The sequence below is a fragment of the Pseudomonas sp. NFPP02 genome (assembly GCF_900119355.1).
Taxonomy (GTDB): Bacteria; Pseudomonadota; Gammaproteobacteria; order Pseudomonadales; family Pseudomonadaceae; genus Aquipseudomonas; species Aquipseudomonas paracarnis.
In genome coordinates, this window is record NZ_FPJI01000018.1 from 86,955 (window position 1) to 103,262 (window position 16,308).

General features: G+C 60.8%; 16 protein-coding genes. 10 read left to right on the top strand and 6 right to left on the bottom strand.

Features of this window, described 5'->3' with window-relative positions; all coding sequences use genetic code 11:
• Positions 1–124: 124 nt before the first annotated feature.
• From BT204_RS24960 to BT204_RS24970, 3 genes are all read left to right on the top strand, one after another.
• The gene (locus BT204_RS24960) at positions 125–1,363 is read left to right on the top strand and encodes an MFS transporter (protein ID WP_057977272.1); all 1,239 of its coding nucleotides are present in this window, start codon (positions 125–127) and stop codon (positions 1,361–1,363) included.
• Between the two features lie 142 nt (positions 1,364–1,505).
• A complete protein-coding gene (locus tag BT204_RS24965) occupies positions 1,506–3,092 on the top strand; it encodes an ABC-F family ATPase (protein ID WP_003191057.1) in 1,587 nt (528 codons plus the stop codon).
• Positions 3,093–3,312: 220 nt separating this feature from the next.
• Positions 3,313–4,485, top strand: a complete 1,173-nt coding sequence (locus BT204_RS24970) for an MFS transporter (protein WP_034127347.1) — start codon at positions 3,313–3,315, stop codon at positions 4,483–4,485.
• Here the strand turns inward: BT204_RS24970 and BT204_RS24975 are convergent.
• Positions 4,479–5,516: an alpha/beta hydrolase family protein gene (locus tag BT204_RS24975; RefSeq protein ID WP_034127346.1), complete on the bottom strand. Its 1,038-nt coding sequence runs from the start codon at positions 5,514–5,516 to the stop codon at positions 4,479–4,481. The two genes, BT204_RS24970 and BT204_RS24975, sit on opposite strands and share 7 nt — an antisense overlap.
• A 191-nt stretch (positions 5,517–5,707) precedes the next feature.
• Positions 5,708–6,319, bottom strand: a complete 612-nt coding sequence (locus BT204_RS24980) for an FMN-dependent NADH-azoreductase (RefSeq protein WP_072448611.1) — start codon at positions 6,317–6,319, stop codon at positions 5,708–5,710.
• A 125-nt stretch (positions 6,320–6,444) separates the two neighbouring features.
• Between BT204_RS24980 and BT204_RS24985 the strand changes: the two genes are divergently transcribed.
• Both BT204_RS24985 and BT204_RS24990 read left to right on the top strand, forming a co-directional pair.
• A complete protein-coding gene (locus BT204_RS24985) occupies positions 6,445–7,353 on the top strand; it encodes a LysR substrate-binding domain-containing protein (RefSeq protein WP_014718355.1) in 909 nt (302 codons plus the stop codon).
• Entirely contained in the window at positions 7,350–7,706 is a 357-nt protein-coding gene (locus BT204_RS24990; RefSeq protein ID WP_072448613.1) for an MmcQ/YjbR family DNA-binding protein, read from the top strand. The genes BT204_RS24985 and BT204_RS24990 overlap by 4 nt, the downstream gene beginning before the upstream one ends.
• On the opposite strand, the gene BT204_RS24995 is transcribed toward BT204_RS24990, so the two are convergent.
• Together BT204_RS24995 and BT204_RS25000 are read right to left on the bottom strand one after the other, a co-directional pair.
• Positions 7,695–8,078 (bottom strand): DUF1294 domain-containing protein, encoded by a 384-nt coding sequence (locus BT204_RS24995; RefSeq protein ID WP_057977267.1) that lies wholly within the window; start codon positions 8,076–8,078, stop codon positions 7,695–7,697. The genes BT204_RS24990 and BT204_RS24995 overlap by 12 nt on opposite strands.
• On the bottom strand, positions 8,075–8,905 hold the full coding sequence (locus BT204_RS25000; protein ID WP_044273643.1) for an undecaprenyl-diphosphate phosphatase: 831 nt from the start codon (positions 8,903–8,905) through the stop codon (positions 8,075–8,077). The genes BT204_RS24995 and BT204_RS25000 overlap by 4 nt, the downstream gene beginning before the upstream one ends.
• Positions 8,906–9,131: 226 nt before the next feature.
• Between BT204_RS25000 and BT204_RS25005 the strand changes: the two genes are divergently transcribed.
• The 3 genes from BT204_RS25005 to BT204_RS25015 all read left to right on the top strand — a co-directional run bounded on the left by BT204_RS25005 (position 9,132) and on the right by BT204_RS25015 (position 12,057).
• Positions 9,132–10,766 carry a methyl-accepting chemotaxis protein gene (locus BT204_RS25005; RefSeq protein WP_054895939.1) on the top strand — a complete coding sequence of 545 codons (1,635 nt, stop codon included), beginning with the start codon at positions 9,132–9,134 and terminating at the stop codon, positions 10,764–10,766.
• 200 nt (positions 10,767–10,966) lie between these two features.
• On the top strand, positions 10,967–11,530 hold the full coding sequence (pnuC, locus tag BT204_RS25010; protein WP_054895940.1) for a nicotinamide riboside transporter PnuC: 564 nt from the start codon (positions 10,967–10,969) through the stop codon (positions 11,528–11,530).
• Positions 11,527–12,057, top strand: a complete 531-nt coding sequence (locus BT204_RS25015; protein WP_072448615.1) for an AAA family ATPase — start codon at positions 11,527–11,529, stop codon at positions 12,055–12,057. The genes pnuC and BT204_RS25015 overlap by 4 nt, the downstream gene beginning before the upstream one ends.
• Before the next feature lie 111 nt (positions 12,058–12,168).
• Here the strand turns inward: BT204_RS25015 and ggt are convergent, their stop codons facing one another.
• Positions 12,169–13,893, bottom strand: a complete 1,725-nt coding sequence (ggt, locus tag BT204_RS25020; protein WP_072448617.1) for a gamma-glutamyltransferase — start codon at positions 13,891–13,893, stop codon at positions 12,169–12,171.
• A gap of 201 nt (positions 13,894–14,094) precedes the next feature.
• Here ggt and BT204_RS25025 point away from each other — a divergent pair, with 201 nt between their 5' ends.
• Positions 14,095–15,240: a MalY/PatB family protein gene (locus BT204_RS25025; RefSeq protein WP_072448619.1), complete on the top strand. Its 1,146-nt coding sequence runs from the start codon at positions 14,095–14,097 to the stop codon at positions 15,238–15,240.
• Positions 15,241–15,296: 56 nt separating this feature from the next.
• Here BT204_RS25025 and BT204_RS25030 read toward each other — a convergent pair whose 3' ends face one another.
• On the bottom strand, positions 15,297–15,512 hold the full coding sequence (locus tag BT204_RS25030; protein WP_003173733.1) for a TOBE domain-containing protein: 216 nt from the start codon (positions 15,510–15,512) through the stop codon (positions 15,297–15,299).
• 377 nt (positions 15,513–15,889) lie between these two features.
• Between BT204_RS25030 and BT204_RS25035 the strand changes: the two genes are divergently transcribed.
• The coding region (locus BT204_RS25035; protein ID WP_175550987.1) for a ribonucleotide-diphosphate reductase subunit beta at positions 15,890–16,308 on the top strand (419 nt) is incomplete at its 3' end.

The following is a 16,308-nucleotide window of genomic DNA, read 5'->3' on the forward strand; positions in this document are numbered from 1 at the left end:
TCGGAAAGTAAATTAAATGCGCGCAGGAGGAAACCCTGGCCCACCGCGAAACTTATCGCCCAGCCCACCGGTCATTATCCCAACGCGCGCTCAGCCCCTGAACGCCGCTCTTGAAGGTCGCACCGTGGCCCGTCATTCAGACCTGCGCATCGCTTTGTCCCTGGACAGCCTGAACTTCTTTCTTGCCGATGTGCGCGACGGTCTCGGACCGTACCTGGCGATCTATCTGTTGGCCGTCCATCAATGGGAGCCGGCCAGCATTGGCGTGGTCATGACCCTCGCAGGCATCGCTGCCTTGCTGACCCAAGGCCCCGCGGGTGCGCTGATCGACCGCACTCGCAGCAAACGCGCGGTGGTTGCCATTGCCGCGCTATTGGTGACGGGCAGTTGCCTGATGCTGCCTTTCGTCAGTTCATTTGGCTGGGTGGCGCTGACCCAAGCTGCCAGCGCCGTAGCTGCCTCTGTCTTTGCTCCGGCAATTTCCGCCATTTCGCTGGGGATCACCGGGCCGCGTGCCTTCACCCGGCGTACCGGGCGCAACGAGACTTTCAACCATGCCGGCAATGCCGTGGCCGCGTTGCTGGCCGGCGGGCTGGCCTACCTGTTCGGGCCGGTGGTGGTGTTCTACCTGATGGCGTTTATGGCCGTCGCCAGTGTCATTGCGGTCAGTTGCGTGCCGGCCGAGGCGATTGACCATGAGGTCGCCCGTGGTTTTGATCCGGCCCATCACACCGACCACGAACAGCCCTCGGGGCTTAACGCGCTGCTCACCAACCAACCGCTGCTACTGTTCGCCATCTGCTGCGCACTGTTTCACCTGGCCAATGCCGCGATGCTGCCGTTGGTCAGTCAGAAACTGGCGCAGATCAATCTGCAGATGGCTACCCCGCTGACTTCAGCCTGCATTGTCGCCGCACAGTTGGTGATGGTGCCGATGGCCTGGCTGGTCGGGCTCAAGGCCGATATCTGGGGGCGCAAGCCACTGCTGCTTGCCGGTTTCCTGATACTGCCGTTGCGTGGCGTGCTCTATACCCTATCCAGCGACCCATATTGGTTGGTAGCCGTGCAGATGCTCGACGGTATCGGCGCTGGTATTTTCGGCGCCCTGTTCCCGGTAATCGTCAAGGACCTTACCCAAGGCACTGGCCGCTTCAACGTCAGCCTGGGCGCCCTCTCCACCGTATTCGGCCTGGGCGCGGCACTCAGTAACAGCCTGGCCGGTTTCGTGGTGCAGCAGGCTGGCTACAACGCGGCCTTCCTGACGTTGGCAGCGGTTGCAGCCGCTGCCTTGATGCTGTTGTGGCTGGCTATGCCTGAGACATTGGCAAAACCATCCTTCGCTCGCCATACAACTGTCGCCTGACATATGCGACAATGCGCGCCAAATTCCAACACACATCCCCAATTTTGTGTTCAGCGACCGGGTTTCGCGCCTTGATGTCGCTGTTGACGCATGCCTGAAGGCACCTGCCGTCACGCTCGCAACCCATTGATAGGTAAAGTAATTGATCTCCACAGCTAACATCACCATGCAGTTCGGCGCCAAGCCGCTCTTCGAGAACGTCTCGGTCAAGTTCGGCGCCGGCAACCGCTATGGTCTGATCGGTGCCAACGGTTGCGGCAAGTCGACCTTCATGAAAATCCTCGGTGGCGACCTCGACCCGTCCGGCGGCCAGGTCATGCTGGAGCCGAATGTGCGCTTGGGTAAACTGCGCCAGGACCAGTTCGCCTACGAAGAATTCACCGTGCTCGACACCGTGATCATGGGCCACGAGGAGCTGTGGAAGGTCAAGGCCGAACGCGACCGCATCTACTCGCTGCCGGAAATGAGCGAAGAAGACGGCATGGCCGTGGCCGAGCTGGAAACCGAGTTCGCCGAGATGGACGGCTACACCGCCGAATCCCGCGCCGGCGAGCTGCTGCTGGGCCTGGGTATTCCCCTGGAACAGCATTTCGGCCCGATGAGCGAAGTGTCCCCCGGCTGGAAGCTGCGCGTACTGCTGGCCCAGGCGCTGTTCTCCGACCCGGAAGTGCTGTTGCTCGACGAACCGACCAACCACTTGGACATCAACACTATCCGCTGGCTGGAAAACATCCTGACCCAGCGCTCCAGCCTGATGATCATCATCTCTCACGACCGTCACTTCCTGAACAGCGTGTGCACCCACATGGCTGACCTGGACTACGGCGAGCTGCGCCTGTTCCCGGGCAACTACGACGAGTACATGACCGTGGCGACCCAGTCCCGCGAGCAATTGCTGTCGGACAACGCCAAGAAGAAAGCGCAGATTTCCGAACTGCAATCCTTCGTCAGCCGCTTCTCGGCCAACGCCTCGAAAGCCAAGCAGGCGACCTCCCGTGCCAAGGCGATCGACAAGATCCAGCTGGCCGAAGTCAAGCCGTCGAGCCGTGTGAGCCCGTTCATCCGTTTCGAGCAGAACAAAAAGCTGCACCGCCAGGCGGTCATGGTCGAAAAAATGGCCAAAGGTTTCGACGGCAAGCCGTTGTTCAAGGACTTCAGCTTCCAGGTTGAAGCGGGCGAGCGCGTGGCGATCATCGGCCCCAACGGTATCGGCAAGACCACCCTGCTGCGCACCCTGGTCAACGAACTGACCCCGGACGCCGGCAGCATCAAGTGGACCGACGCCGCCGAACTGGGCTACTACGCCCAGGACCACGCCCACGACTTCGAAGACGACGTGAGCCTGTTCGACTGGATGGGCCAGTGGACCCAAGGCGAGCAAATGATTCGCGGCACCCTGGGCCGTATGTTGTTCTCCAACGACGAGATCCAGAAGTCGGTCAAAGTGATCTCCGGTGGTGAACAAGGTCGCATGCTGTTCGGCAAGCTGATCCTGCAAAAGCCCAACGTGCTGATCATGGACGAACCGACCAACCACTTGGACATGGAATCCATCGAGGCGCTGAACCTGGCGCTGGAGAACTACCCGGGCACGCTGATCTTCGTCAGCCACGACCGTGAGTTCGTATCGTCCCTGGCCACCCGCATCATCGAGTTGAGCCCAAGCGGCGTGATCGACTTCAGCGGCACCTATGACGACTACCTGCGTAGCCAGGGTGTGGTGTTCTAAGAACAGCACTTAGCTGCAAGCAAAAGCCCTGTCCCTGTGACAGGGCTTTTTTGCATACGCTCTACTACTGTAGGAGCGAGCTTGCTCGCGAAAAACCTGAGGACGCCGCGCAGAATCAGGCAACCCGCGTTATCGTTGACGTTCTTCGCGAGCAAGCTCGCTCCTACAGTAATGCGGGATATGCCATGATGCTTTACCGCCCGCCAGCGATTGAGTATTCATGCCTGCCGCCCCCTCCTCCCTGTCGATCACCCTGCAGATCGTTTCCATCGTTTTCTACACCTTCATTGCCTTTATCTGCATCGGCCTGCCGATAGCGGTGATTCCAGGCTATGTGCACGAGCAACTGGGTTTCAGCGCCGTGGTGGCCGGGGTGACCATCGGTTCGCAGTACCTTGCCACACTGCTCAGCCGTCCGATGGCCGGGCGGATGTCGGATAACGTCGGTACCAAACGCGCGATCGTGCTAGGCCTGGCCGGCATTCTGATCAGCGGTGTACTGACCTTTATCGCCACGCTGCTGGAAAGTCTGCCGAGCTTGAGCCTGGGTATTCTGATCGCCGGTCGCCTGTTACTCGGCGTGGCCCAGGGCCTGATTGGCGTGGGGACCATCAGTTGGTGCATGGGCGCGGTGGGCGCCGAGCACACCGCACGCTCGATTTCCTGGAATGGCATCGCCTCCTACGGCGCGATTGCGATTGGTGCGCCACTTGGCGTGGTGATGGTGGCTGATTACGGCTACACCAGCCTCGGTCTTGCCCTGGCGGTGTTGGCGTCGTTGGGACTGGTGCTGATCCGCAATAAACCGTCGGTGCCGGTGGTACGTGGCGAGCGGCTGCCGTTCTGGGCGGTGTTCGGGCGTATCGCACCGTTCGGCGCCAGCCTGTGCCTGGCTTCGATTGGCTACGGCACGTTGACGACCTTTATCACCCTGTATTACCTGAATCGTGGCTGGGCCGGTGCGGCGTATTGCCTGACGGTATTTGGTGTGTGCTTTATTCTCTCGCGCCTGGTGTTTATCTCCGCCATCAGCCGGTTTGGCGGGTTCACCGCCGCCATCGCCTGCATGATCATCGAAACCCTGGGCCTGACGCTGCTGTGGCTGGCACCGTCTACCAGCGTGGCCTTGATCGGCGCAGGGTTGACCGGTTTTGGTTTGTCACTGGTTTACCCGGCGCTCGGCGTGGAAGCTATCAAGCAAGTGCCGGACAGCAGCCGCGGCGCGGGGCTGAGTGCGTATGCGGTATTTTTCGACCTGGCCCTGGCGATTGCCGGGCCGTTGATGGGCGCCGTGGCGTTGAATCTTGGCTACGGCTGGATATTCTTCTGCGCCGCGTTGCTGTCGGTCAGCGCGCTCGCGCTGACCGTACTGCTCAGGCGCCGCGCCTACTGATCAGCCGTCTGCAGGCCGGCACGCGTTGCCTCACCGAGGGTGCGACTGAAAAAGCGCCCGGCCTCGGAGACCATATCGCGGTGAATCCCTTCGCGGTCGACACCATCGGCATCGGTGCAGATGCCCGGCATTGTCGCCAGTTGATCACTGTCGCACGGGGCCATGAATACAAAGTGCCCTGCCCCGGCCAACAGCTTGAAGTCCGGCGGCTCTGGCAGTTTGCGCGCCAGGGCGGCGGCGTTTTTGTCCACCGCCACCAACTGGTCGCCATCGCCACTGTAGAGCAGCACTGGCACATGCACGTCCGCCAGGGTATGGCGGCCAAACATCAAGCTCAGCGGCGCCATCAGCATCAACGCATGGATGCGCGGGTCAGCCTGGGGTTGCAAGTCGTCGCGATCAACCACCAACTCGCCCTTGGTGGTGCACGCGTCGCGGTCTTCGGGGCGTTCCTGGCAGTAGCGGCGCAGGCGCTCGAAATCAGGCTTGGCGCCTGCCAGAATCAATGCCGTCTCGCCACCGGCTGAATATCCGATGACACCAATCTGATCGACATCGACAAAGGGCGACAGCATCGGATCGGCCAGGGTGGCGGTGATCGCCTGGGATATCTGGATCGGCCGGCCATACAGATTACTCACGGTGCCCAGGCGGCTGTGGTCCTTATAGTTGTCGCCGGGATGCAGGACCGCCACCACTACGAATCCCTTACGCACCAGTGACGTAGCCAGGTCGTGCAGGGCCAGGGGCGTGCCGGTGTTGCCGTGGGACAGCATCAGCATCGGAAAACGGCCGATAGCAACCTTGGCATCTTCACTGGCCGCGACCTGATAGGCGCCCAGCGGCGTGGTGCGTTCGGTATCGGTGGAAGGGTAAAACGCGATGGCCTTCATCGGCTGCGAATCCAGCGGGTCGAGCACACTCATGCGATGAAACCCCACACTCCAATGGGGGTGCGGTGCCGGTGCGGCGTGCACTGAAACCAGGCCGCCCAACAGCGAAAGTACCAAAACAGCACAAAGACGCATCATGGGGACGTCCACCTTTGCTGCACAAGAACCGGCCTGTCGAATAAGAAGTCCAGGGTATCGCAGGGATGTGTGCATAACCTGGGCCACAACGAAAAAACTCCGTACTCCGCTCGCGTTCAGGCGATCAGAATACAGAGTTTAGGCGCTCGGTTTCAGAATGAAACCGAGGACAGGGCAAAATTACATAAGCCTTACGCAGCGGCGAACAGTTGCTCGTTGATGCGCACGTTGGCGTCGCTCATGGCTTTGCTGCGCACTTCATCACCGTAGGCCAGGCCTTCAGCGCGAACAATCTCAATGTCGGTGATGCCCAGGAAGCCGAATAGCAGCTTCAAGTAGCCTTCGTGGGCAGCGCCCGAGGCTTGGTCGGCATGCAGACCGCCGGCGGTGGAGACAATAATGACTTTCTTGTTGCCGCACAGGCCTTCAGGGCCGGCTTCGGAGTAACGGAAGGTCTGGCCGGCCACTGCGATGCGGTCAATCCAGGCTTTCAATTGGGTTGGGATGGTGAAGTTGTACATCGGCGCACCGACTACCACCGCATCGGCGGCGAGAAACTCAGCCAGCGACGATGCACTCAATTCAGCCTCGTGCTTTTGCGCCGCATCGCGCAGTTCGGCAGCAGTGCCCAATGCGCCCAGGGTCGCGCCGGAGAAATGGTTGATGCCTTCGCTGGCGAGGTCGCGGTAGGTCACTTCCACACCCGGCTGCGCGGCTTGCCATGCCATGACCACACCGGCGCTGAGCTGACGGGAGGCCGAGTTGTCGCCGAGGATGCTGGAATCGATGTGCAACAGTTTCATGATGGATCTCCGAGGTGGGATCGACAGTGGTGATCAGATGGTGGTGATGCTACGCATGAAACCAATGATCGATAAGCCAGCTGAAATGCGATAGTTTGTCCCACTGACAGGACAATAGGCCCACCATGCAAGACCTCAACGACCTCTACTATTTCGCCAAAGTCGTCGAAGCCGGCGGTTTTGCTGCGGCTGGCCGGCTACTTGGCATTCCCAAATCCAGGCTTTCACGGCGCATTGCCGAACTGGAAGACCGCCTGGGTGCACGCTTGCTGCAACGCACCACCCGGCAACTGACGCTCACCGCCGTCGGCGAACGCTACCTGCGCCACTGCCAGGCCATGCTGCTTGAAGCGGAAATGGCCGACGAGGCCGTGGCCAGTATGTCCAGCGAACCACGGGGGCGCTTGCGGGTCAGTTGCCCGGTGGGCCTGGCCCAGCAGATCCTGCCGGAGCTGGTAGCCGGTTTTCTGGCCGCGCACCCGTTGGTGCAGTTGGACATGACCCTGGTGAATCGCCGCGTCGACCTGGTGGCCGAAGGCATTGATGTAGCGCTGCGCGTACGCGAACTGGGCGACGAAGACCCGTTGCTGGTCACCAAACGCCTGCGCCAGGCGCATACCGTGCTGGTGGCCAGCCCCGTTTTCATGCGTGAGCGGCGGGTCGAAACCCTGGAAGACCTCAAGCAGTTGCCAATCCTTGGCGCACTCGAGGCGGACCGAATGGTGCACCAACGCATCATCGACCCCCAGGGCAACATGCATGAGCTAGTGATGGAGGCGCGCCTGGGCATCGAAGACTTTATCGTGCGCAAGGCCAGCGCAATGATGGGCGTGGGCTTTACGGTGCTGCCAATGATGTACTGCGAAGAAGAACTGGCCAGCGGCCGGCTGGTGCAATTGCTACCGCAGTGGTCATTGCCAGGCGGCTGGCTGCAGGCGGTCTACCCGCACCGGCGCGGCGTGCTGCCGGCCATCCGGGCCTGGATCGACTACCTGGAAGAAGGCTTCAAAGGCTGTGGAGACCGGCTGTTATGAGCATAACGGAAGAACAAGTCGCACGTTTTTGCCTGAGCCTGCCAGGCGCACGGGAAGACTATAAATGGGGTGGCGTGCGGGTGTTCTCGATTGCTGGCAACAAGATGTTCGCCTTGCAGAACCTGCGCGGTGAGTCGCTGGCCTTCAAGGTCGACAAAGAACTGTTCCTGGGTCACGTCGACCGCCCGGGCATTCACCCGGCGCCTTACCTGGCGAGGGCGCAGTGGGTCATCATGAACACGCCCTACCCTTTGGGCGCAGAGGAACTGCGTGGCCTGTTGCAGCGCTCCCACCAGTTGGTGGTGAGCAAGCTGCCCAAGCGCACACAGATTGGCTTGCGGCTAGAGGATTGACAGCAAGGTGCCGTCGAGGAACAGCTGGTCCAGCCAGAACACCTGGTGCAACAGCACAATCACCCAGAACAACACCTGGTAAGACACCTTGCGCGTCTTGTGCCGGAACACCTGTTGGGCGATCAACGCCCCCGGCCAACCGCCCGCCAACTCCACCGCATGCAGGATGTTTTCCGGGGTGCGCCAGCCTTCGGTCTGCGCCTTGCGCTTATCGCTCCAGTACAAGAAGAACGCCACCACGCTGACCACGCCATAGGCCATCAACGGAATTACCGTTTCGCCGCGGTACCACAGCAACGCAGAGCCCAGCAGCGGCGCGGCACACAGCAGTACAAAGATCAGCGCCTTCAGGCGTGGGTGCTGGATAGTCATGGCTTGACCGCAGTCCAGTCGATCCAGCCGAACTGCCAGGTCGCCAGGATCACCAGGCCGAACGCAATGCGGTACCAGGCAAACGCCGCGTAGCTGTGGCTGGCGATGAACTTGAGCAGGGCCTTGACCGCAATCATGGCGAAGATGAACGAGGTGACAAAGCCAATGGCGAACACCGGCAGGTCCGCGGGCTGGAACAGGTCACGGTATTTATAGCCCGAGTACACCGCCGCACCGACCATGGTCGGCATCGCCAGGAAGAACGAGAACTCGGTAGCTGTCTTGCGCGACAGGCCGAACAACAGGCCGCCGATGATCGTTGCACCGGAGCGCGAAGTGCCCGGGATCATCGCCAGACACTGGGCCAGGCCGACCTTGAGGGCGTCTTTCCAGGTGATGTCGTCGACGGTTTCAGCCCGCACTGCATGTTGGCGGCGCTCGGCCCACAACATGATCACGCCACCCACTACCAGGGCAGTCGCTACAGTGATCGGGTTAAACAGGTAGTGCTTGATCAGGTCGGCAAAAATCACCCCCAATACCACCGCCGGCAACACGGCGATGATCAGGTTGACGGTAAAGCGCCGGGCCTTGGGCTGGGTCGGCAGGCCAATGACCACGTCAAAGATCTTGCGTCGAAACTCCCAGACTACCGCCAGGATCGCGCCCAGCTGGATGATGATATTGAAGGCTTCGAAACGCTCGCCGCCAAAATTGATCAGGTCGGCGACGATGATCTGGTGGCCAGTGCTGGAGATCGGCAAGAACTCCGTAAGCCCCTCGACGATGCCGAGAATCAATGCCTGTATGGCGGTCCAAAAATCCATGCTGTCTCCAAAGGTCATGCGCGTGGCATGCCTCATAGTCTTTTTTAAGTTCACTGACGACGAGCGCACACAAGCGCCCGCGGTTGATTCTCAACGCCGGTCTGCAAAAATTCCGTGAAAAATCAGGCAGTACTCAGGTTTTTCGATTCCGGGCCGAAAGCCTATCAGACACGCCGGAAATCTCGAAGCAGCACCACAATTATAAAGAGCAGGGAGTGACAGGACGATGAACAGTTTGCGCAGCATGTCGATCAGCCGCCGCCTTTGGCTGATCCTGATAGTCGCCGTGTTGATGCTGCTGGCCTTGGGGCTGTTGATGCTCAACCAGATCCACGGCGACCTCTACCAGGCCAAGCGCCAGCAGACCCAGCACGTGGTACAGACCGCCAGTGGCGTACTCAGCTATTACCAGAACCTGGAGAAAACCGGCGTACTGACCCGTGACGCCGCGCAACAACAGGCCCTGAGCGCGGTGCGCGGCCTGCGTTATGACCACGATGATTACTTCTGGATCAACGACCTCACCCCCGTGATGATCATGCACGCGGCCAACCCCAAGCTCGACGGCCAGAACCTCTCGGCGATTCGCGACCCGGACGGTTTCGCCGTGTTCAACGAATTCGTGAGCCTGGCCAAGGCCAAGGGAGCCGGCATCGTCAACTACCGCTGGCCGAAGCCCGGCGCCGAAGCGCCGGTAGAGAAAACCTCGTACATCCAACTGTTCGAGCCCTGGGGCTGGATTATCGGCTCCGGGGTCTACGTGGACGATGTGCAGGCTGAATTCAGGGGCCAGGTGTGGAAAGCCTCGGCCATTGGCCTGGGCATTGCGTTGATGATGGCCGTGCTGGTGGTGTTGATCGCTCGCAGCATCGTGCAGCCGTTGCAGGCGGCGGTGAATGCCATGGGTAATATCGCCAGCGGCGAAAGCGACCTGACCCACAGCCTCGACACCCACGGTCGTGACGAACTGACCGCACTGGCCCAGCACTTCAATAGCTTCACCGCCAAGCTGCGCCAGGTTGTCGGCCAGTTGCAGGTGTGCGCGAGCGCCCTGGGCCAGTCGTCCACCGAGCTGGGCCACAACGCCAGCCAGGCCCATGACCGCAGCCAGCAGCAATCGCAGCAGATGGAACTGGTGGCCACCGCCATCAATGAAGTCACCTACGGCGTGCAGGACGTAGCGAAGAATGCCGAACACGCCGCCAGCGAAATGCGCGATGCCCAGGCCCAGGCACAACAGGGCCAGGTCAACATCGACGGCAGCTTGCAGCAGATCGACCAGCTCTCCACCACCATCAGCCAGGCTGTGGAGGTGATCCGCACACTCTCCAGCGAAAGCACGCAGATCGGCGGGGTACTGGAGGTGATCCGCTCCATCGCCGACCAGACCAACCTGCTCGCCCTCAACGCCGCCATCGAAGCCGCCCGCGCCGGGGAGCAAGGCCGTGGGTTTGCGGTGGTCGCCGATGAGGTGCGACTGCTGGCCCAGCGCACGCAGAAATCCACCGCCGAGATCCAGGTAATGATCGAGCGCCTGCAAGGCCACTCGGAAGCGGCGGTCAAGGTCATCAGCGACAGCCACAGCGCCTCGCAACTGACCATCGAGCAAGCCGGCCAGGCCGGTGCAAGCCTCACCGCCATCGGCCAGGCACTGCACAACCTCAACGGCCTGAACGCCTCGATTGCCAGCGCCACCCTGCAGCAGGCCCATGTGGTGGAAGACATCAACCAGAACGTCACCCAAGCGGCCGGGCTGTCCCACAGCACGGCGCTGGCGGCGGAGCAATCGAGCGTGGCGAGTGCGCAGTTGCGTGGCTTGAGTGAGCAGCTTGATGGGTTGCTGCGCCAATTCCGAATCTAGCGCTGATTAGCCTTTTGTAGGAGCGAGCTTGCTCGCGAAAAACCCATAGGCACCGCGGTTATTCAGACAATACGCGGTAACCTTGACGATCTTCGCGAGCAAGCTCGCTCCTGCAGAGGGCAATGACGCATTGCTATGTTTGATGATCGGTTAGCTCTGGGTACAATCACCGCCCTCTCCCACTCTCCCAAGGATCCGCCATGTCCGGGCTTGAACTGTTCGCCGCCGCCCTGGGGGTGATCGCTGTCTGGCTGACGGTCAAACAAAACCCCTGGTGCTGGCCCATCGGCCTGGTGATGGTGTTGCTCTACACCTGGGTGTTTTTCGAGGTCAAGCTCTACTCGGACATGCTGCTGCAAGTGGTCTACGCGGCGCTGCAAGTTTACGGTTGGTGGCAGTGGACCCGCGCTGGCGAGGTCAAGCAAGGCCGCCAGGTCACCAGCCTGAAAGCGCCGGCAATCATGGCCAGCCTGGCTGTGGGCGCCGTCGGCAGTCTGCTGCTGGGCGCCGCCATGGCCCACTGGACTGACGCCGCCCAGCCCTGGCTCGACGCCGCCCTCACCGGCTTCAGCCTGGTCGCGCAGATGTGGATGGCGCAAAAACGCGTGCAGTGCTGGCCGTTGTGGATTGTGGTGGATGTGATCTTCGTCGGTCTGTTCCTCTACAAAGGCCTCTATCTCACGGCTGCACTCTATGCATTGTTTACCGTGATTGCCGTGCAAGGCTGGCGCGAGTGGCGCGCCGACCCGGCGTTGCGCACATGAAAGTGGTGGTATTGGCGGGCCCCGAATCCAGCGGCAAGAGCTGGCTGGCGGCGCAGTTGCACGCGCGCTTCGGCGGGTTGATGGTGGGGGAATATGTGCGGTACTTCATCGATCAGCATCAGCGCGACACCACCCTGGCGGATATCCCGGCCATTGCCCAGGGCCAGTTGGCCTGGGAGGATGCCGCCCGCGCCAAACGCCCCGCCTTGCTGATCCTCGACACCCACCTGCTGACCAACAAGCTCTGGAGCCAGACCCTGTTCGGCGACTATCCCGGCTGGCTTGATGACGAACTTCTGGCGCGGCATTACGACCTGCACCTGCTGCTCTCACCCGAGGATGTGGAATGGAGTGCCGACGGCCAGCGCTGCCAGCCGGAACTGGCGGATCGCCGGGCGTTTTTTCAGGCCAGCCTGGAGTGGATGCAGGAGCATCGACAGCCGCTGGTGGTAATTGGCGGGGGTTGGGAGCAGCGCCGCCAGGCGGCATTTACCGCCGTCAAGCAGTTGCTCGCCTTCCCCCTGTAGGAGCGAGCTTGCTCGCGAAAAACCGGAGTGCGCCGCTGTGAATCAGGCACCCCGCGTTATCGTTAACGATCTTCGCGAGCAAGCTCGCTCCTACACCAACGGTGTGAAGCTTTAGTAGCCCAACGACAACCCCGTATTGCGTCGCGGGTCATTGGCCCCATAGAAACGGTTGTTACCCACCGGCTTGCCATCCAGAGCAGGCGCACCGACCAGGATCGCCGCCAAATGGTTGGCATCTTGCGGACCTGCAAACTTATGGCCCCAGCTCTCGAGAATCTTCTGGGTATCCGGGCTCACGGCAAACGTCTCAAGGTTGGTGGTCTCAGGCATCCACTGCTGGTGGAAGCGCGGCGCGTCCACGGCTTCCTGGATATTCATCTTGTAGTCGATGACATTCAGGATGGTCAGCAAGGTGGCAGTGATGATGCGGCTGCCCCCCGGTGTACCGACCACCATCACCGCCTTGCCGTCCTTGGTGACGATGGTCGGGCTCATCGACGACAGCGGCGCCTTGCCCGGTGCGATGGCGTTGGCTTCGCCCTGTACCAGCCCGTACATGTTCGGCACGCCGACCTTGACGGTGAAGTCGTCCATTTCATCGTTGAGAATCACCCCGGTCTTGCTCGCCATCACCCCGGCACCAAACCAGTCGTTGAGGGTATAGGTCACCGAGACCGCGTTGCCCCATTTGTCGACGATGGAATAGTGGGTGGTGTTATTGCCTTCATGGGGCGATACACCCGGTTTGATTGCCTGGGAATCACCGGCCTTTTGCGGTTCGATCGCCGCACGTAGCTTGGCCGCGTAGTTCTTGTCCAGCAGATGCTCGATGGGGTTCTTCACGAAGTCCGGGTCACCGAGATAGCTGTTGCGGTCCACGTAGGCGTGGCGCATCGCTTCGATCTGGTAGTGCAGGCCCTGGGCCGAGTGATAGCCCAGATCGGCCATCGGGTAGCCTTCGAGGATGTTCATGATCTGGCAGATCACCACACCGCCGGAGCTGGGTGGCGGCGCCGAGACCACATGGTAGCCACGGTAGTCGCATTCGATGGGGGCCAGTTCGCGGGTTTTGTAGGCGTCGAGGTCGGCCTGGGTGATGATGCCTTTGCCGGCCTGGCTGGAATCCACTACCGCCTTGGCGACCCAGCCTTTATAGAAACCGTCGGTGCCCTTGGTCGAGATTTCCTTGAGGGTCTTGGCCAGGTCCTTCTGCACCAGCTTTTGGCCTACCTGCATCGGCTCGCCGTTATGCAGGAAGATGCCACGCATATCCTGGTCTTTTTCGAACTCACCGGTGGCGGTGTGCAGCAGGTCGATATCGCCCTGCTCCAGCTCAAAGCCGTTTTCCGCCAGCTTGATCGCCGGGGCAATCACTTGGGCGCGCTTGAGGGTGCCGTATTTGCTCAGGGCCAGCTCCATGCCGGACACCGTGCCCGGTACGCCGACCGCCAAATGGCCTTTGGCGCTGAGGCCTTCGACCACATTGCCGGCCTTGTCGAGGTACATATCGGCCGTCGCCGCCAACGGGGCTTTTTCGCGGAAGTCGAGGAAGGTCTTGCGCCCGTCCGCCAGTTGCACCGTCATGAAACCGCCACCGCCCAGGTTGCCCGCCGCCGGGTACACCACCGCCAGTGCGTAACCCACTGCCACCGCCGCATCGACCGCGTTGCCGCCGGCCTTGAGCACATCGACCCCCACATGGGTTGCCAGGTGCTGGGCCGTGACCACCATGCCATTTTCACCCGCAACCGGGGCTTGGGAAGCTGCATGCACCCCGTTGATCGTTAATACCAGCGCGGTAGCAATCAAGGTGTGACTCAAGGGTTGGTATTTCATCCATGGCTACTCTGATTATTGAGATGCACCAAAATAGCCCCTCGCTGATTCAATCCCCAGCGCAATGGCGTTTTTATTACAGAACTTGTCGGTCATGGAACGCACACCGCTGTGCAAGGCGGCAATCAGCTCTGGCCTATAAAATTAATGGCGCTAGAATCGGCGCCATTCTTTCGCCGCCGCCCTGATACGAGCCTGTCCATGAGCTTTGATTTCGACACGATCCACCCACGCTTCGATACCGGCAGTACCAAGTGGAGCCGTTACCCGCAAGATGTTCTGCCGATGTGGATCGCCGACATGGACATCGCCGCGCCGCCCGCCATTTTGCGCGCCCTGCACGCGCGCCTGGACCAGCAGATTCTCGGCTACAGCGTGGCCGGCCCGGACGTGCGCGACGCCATCGTCGCTGACCTGTGGGCCAAGTACGCCTGGCGCGTGCAGCCCGAAGAACTGTTGTTCCTGCCCGGCGTCGAGCCTGGCTTCAATATGGCCCTGCACGCATTCGTCCAGCCCGGCCAGGCGGTGGTGCTGCAAACCCCCAACTACCGGCCGATTCGCCTGGCGCCGGGCAACTGGAATCTGCCACGCATCGAAATGCCGTTCGAGTTGATCAACGGCGAATACGTCACGCCTATGCCTGCGATGCGCCAGGCTTTGAGCGGTGCCGGTGCGTTGCTGCTGAGTAATCCGCACAACCCCATCGGCAAGGTATTTCCCCGGGAGGAACTGACGGCGGTAGCCAATGCCTGCCTGGAAACCGGCGCATTGATCATCAGCGACGAAATCCACGCCGAGCTGTGCTTTGACGGCCGTCGCCACATCCCCACCGCCAGCCTCAGCCCAGAGATTGCCCAGCGCACCATCACGCTGATGTCGGCGAGCAAGGCTTATAACGTGGCCGGCTTGAAGACCTGCTTTGCGGTGGTCCAGAACGCCGAAGTGCGCGAGCGCTTCAATAACGCACGCTGCGGCATGGTCGACAGCGTCAGCCCCCTGGGCCTGGAAGCCACCCGAGCCGCCTACAGCCAATGCGGCGACTGGCTCGCTGCGCTGTTGCAGTACCTGCAGGCCAACCGTGACTACCTGCTCGATGCAGTAAAGACCCGCTTGCCTGGTGTGGTGATGCATGCACCACAGGGCACCTTCCTGGCGTGGCTCGATTGCAGCGCTCTTGGCCTGGATGACCCGCAGCAGTTTTTCCTGGAGCAGGCCAAGGTCGGCCTGAGTGCAGGGATCGAATTTGGCGATGACAGCCAGCAGTTCGTGCGCCTGAACTTCGGTTGCCCACGGGCGATGCTGGAGGAAGGTATACAGCGCATGGAGCGTGCCTTGCGCCAGCGCTAACCTGCCCGGCGAGGCATTCGTGGGAGGGGCAGGCAATCCCCTCCCACATTATTCATTCACAACTTGGCGATGGACACTTCAGTCGATTTCACGAAGGCAATCACTTCACTGCCCACCTTCAATTCCAGATCACGCACCGAACGTGTGGTAATCACCGACGTCACAATGCCAGACGCGGTTTGTACGTCGATTTCCGACACCACTTCCCCCAATAGAATCTCCTTGATCACGCCTTTGAACTGGTTGCGCACGTTGATCGCTTTGATGGTCATGTCGGCTTTCCTTTTGGCTGTTGGGTCAATCCGCACGAATGCGCAGGCCCTCAAATTGCGCCTCGATAGAAAAGATTAAAAGGAATAAATAACTATTTATCTATTCCATAAAGACATATTGAGTAAATATTCTTCGCCTCCCATCTGCCCGGCGCCCAACGTTCGGCAGCGACTTATAACCGCACATCTTGTGCGTTGACCAACCTTGTTACACACCATATAGTGTGCCCACAAACAAAACAGACCACTACATAGTGTGCAGAATCGGTATTTGCCGACCACACTCAGCGCAGTATTTCAATGCCTGGTAGCCTGCAAATCGCACATTTTTTGGACGGGTTGAACACCGTCAGAACGGATCAGAAGGGAGTATTTCAATGCTGAGTTGGGATGAAGTCGATAACGAAGACACCGGTGCAGCGGTGATCAAAGGCGCCAACGCCGGCCACGCCACCGAAGCCAACATGGACCGCCTCGACGGTGCCGGCGCCGCTGCCGCCGTGGAAGCCCGTGCCGTCACCGCCAACGACTCCGCCGCCATCGTGCGCGCCAAGGCCGCCCTGGACAAACTCGACGTCGCCGAAGGCCTCGCCGAACTCGAAGGCGCCTCCGCCCGCGTCGCCGTTGACGAAAAGCGCATGATCAACTGCCGCGCCGACCTCAACCAACTCGTGCCATTCAAGTACGACTGGGCCTGGCAGAAGTACCTCGACGGCTGCGCCAACCACTGGATGCCGCAAGAGGTCAACATGACCGCCGACATCGCCCTGTGGAAAAACCCCGAAGGCCTGACCGA

Excerpts from the sequence above, each read along its gene's own strand:
- BT204_RS24970 (WP_034127347.1), top strand. The coding sequence starts at position 3,313 with ATGCCTGCCGCCCCCTCCTCCCTGTCGATCACCCTGCAGATCGTTTCC.
- BT204_RS24975 (WP_034127346.1), bottom strand. The coding sequence starts at position 5,516 with ATGATGCGTCTTTGTGCTGTTTTGGTACTTTCGCTGTTGGGCGGCCTG.
- BT204_RS24980 (WP_072448611.1), bottom strand. The coding sequence starts at position 6,319 with ATGAAACTGTTGCACATCGATTCCAGCATCCTCGGCGACAACTCGGCC.
- BT204_RS24985 (WP_014718355.1), top strand. The coding sequence starts at position 6,445 with ATGCAAGACCTCAACGACCTCTACTATTTCGCCAAAGTCGTCGAAGCC.
- BT204_RS24990 (WP_072448613.1), top strand. The coding sequence starts at position 7,350 with ATGAGCATAACGGAAGAACAAGTCGCACGTTTTTGCCTGAGCCTGCCA.
- BT204_RS24995 (WP_057977267.1), bottom strand. The coding sequence starts at position 8,078 with ATGACTATCCAGCACCCACGCCTGAAGGCGCTGATCTTTGTACTGCTG.
- BT204_RS25000 (WP_044273643.1), bottom strand. The coding sequence starts at position 8,905 with ATGGATTTTTGGACCGCCATACAGGCATTGATTCTCGGCATCGTCGAG.
- BT204_RS25005 (WP_054895939.1), top strand. The coding sequence starts at position 9,132 with ATGAACAGTTTGCGCAGCATGTCGATCAGCCGCCGCCTTTGGCTGATC.
- pnuC (WP_054895940.1), top strand. The coding sequence starts at position 10,967 with ATGTCCGGGCTTGAACTGTTCGCCGCCGCCCTGGGGGTGATCGCTGTC.
- BT204_RS25015 (WP_072448615.1), top strand. The coding sequence starts at position 11,527 with ATGAAAGTGGTGGTATTGGCGGGCCCCGAATCCAGCGGCAAGAGCTGG.
- ggt (WP_072448617.1), bottom strand. The coding sequence starts at position 13,893 with ATGAAATACCAACCCTTGAGTCACACCTTGATTGCTACCGCGCTGGTA.
- BT204_RS25025 (WP_072448619.1), top strand. The coding sequence starts at position 14,095 with ATGAGCTTTGATTTCGACACGATCCACCCACGCTTCGATACCGGCAGT.
- BT204_RS25030 (WP_003173733.1), bottom strand. The coding sequence starts at position 15,512 with ATGACCATCAAAGCGATCAACGTGCGCAACCAGTTCAAAGGCGTGATC.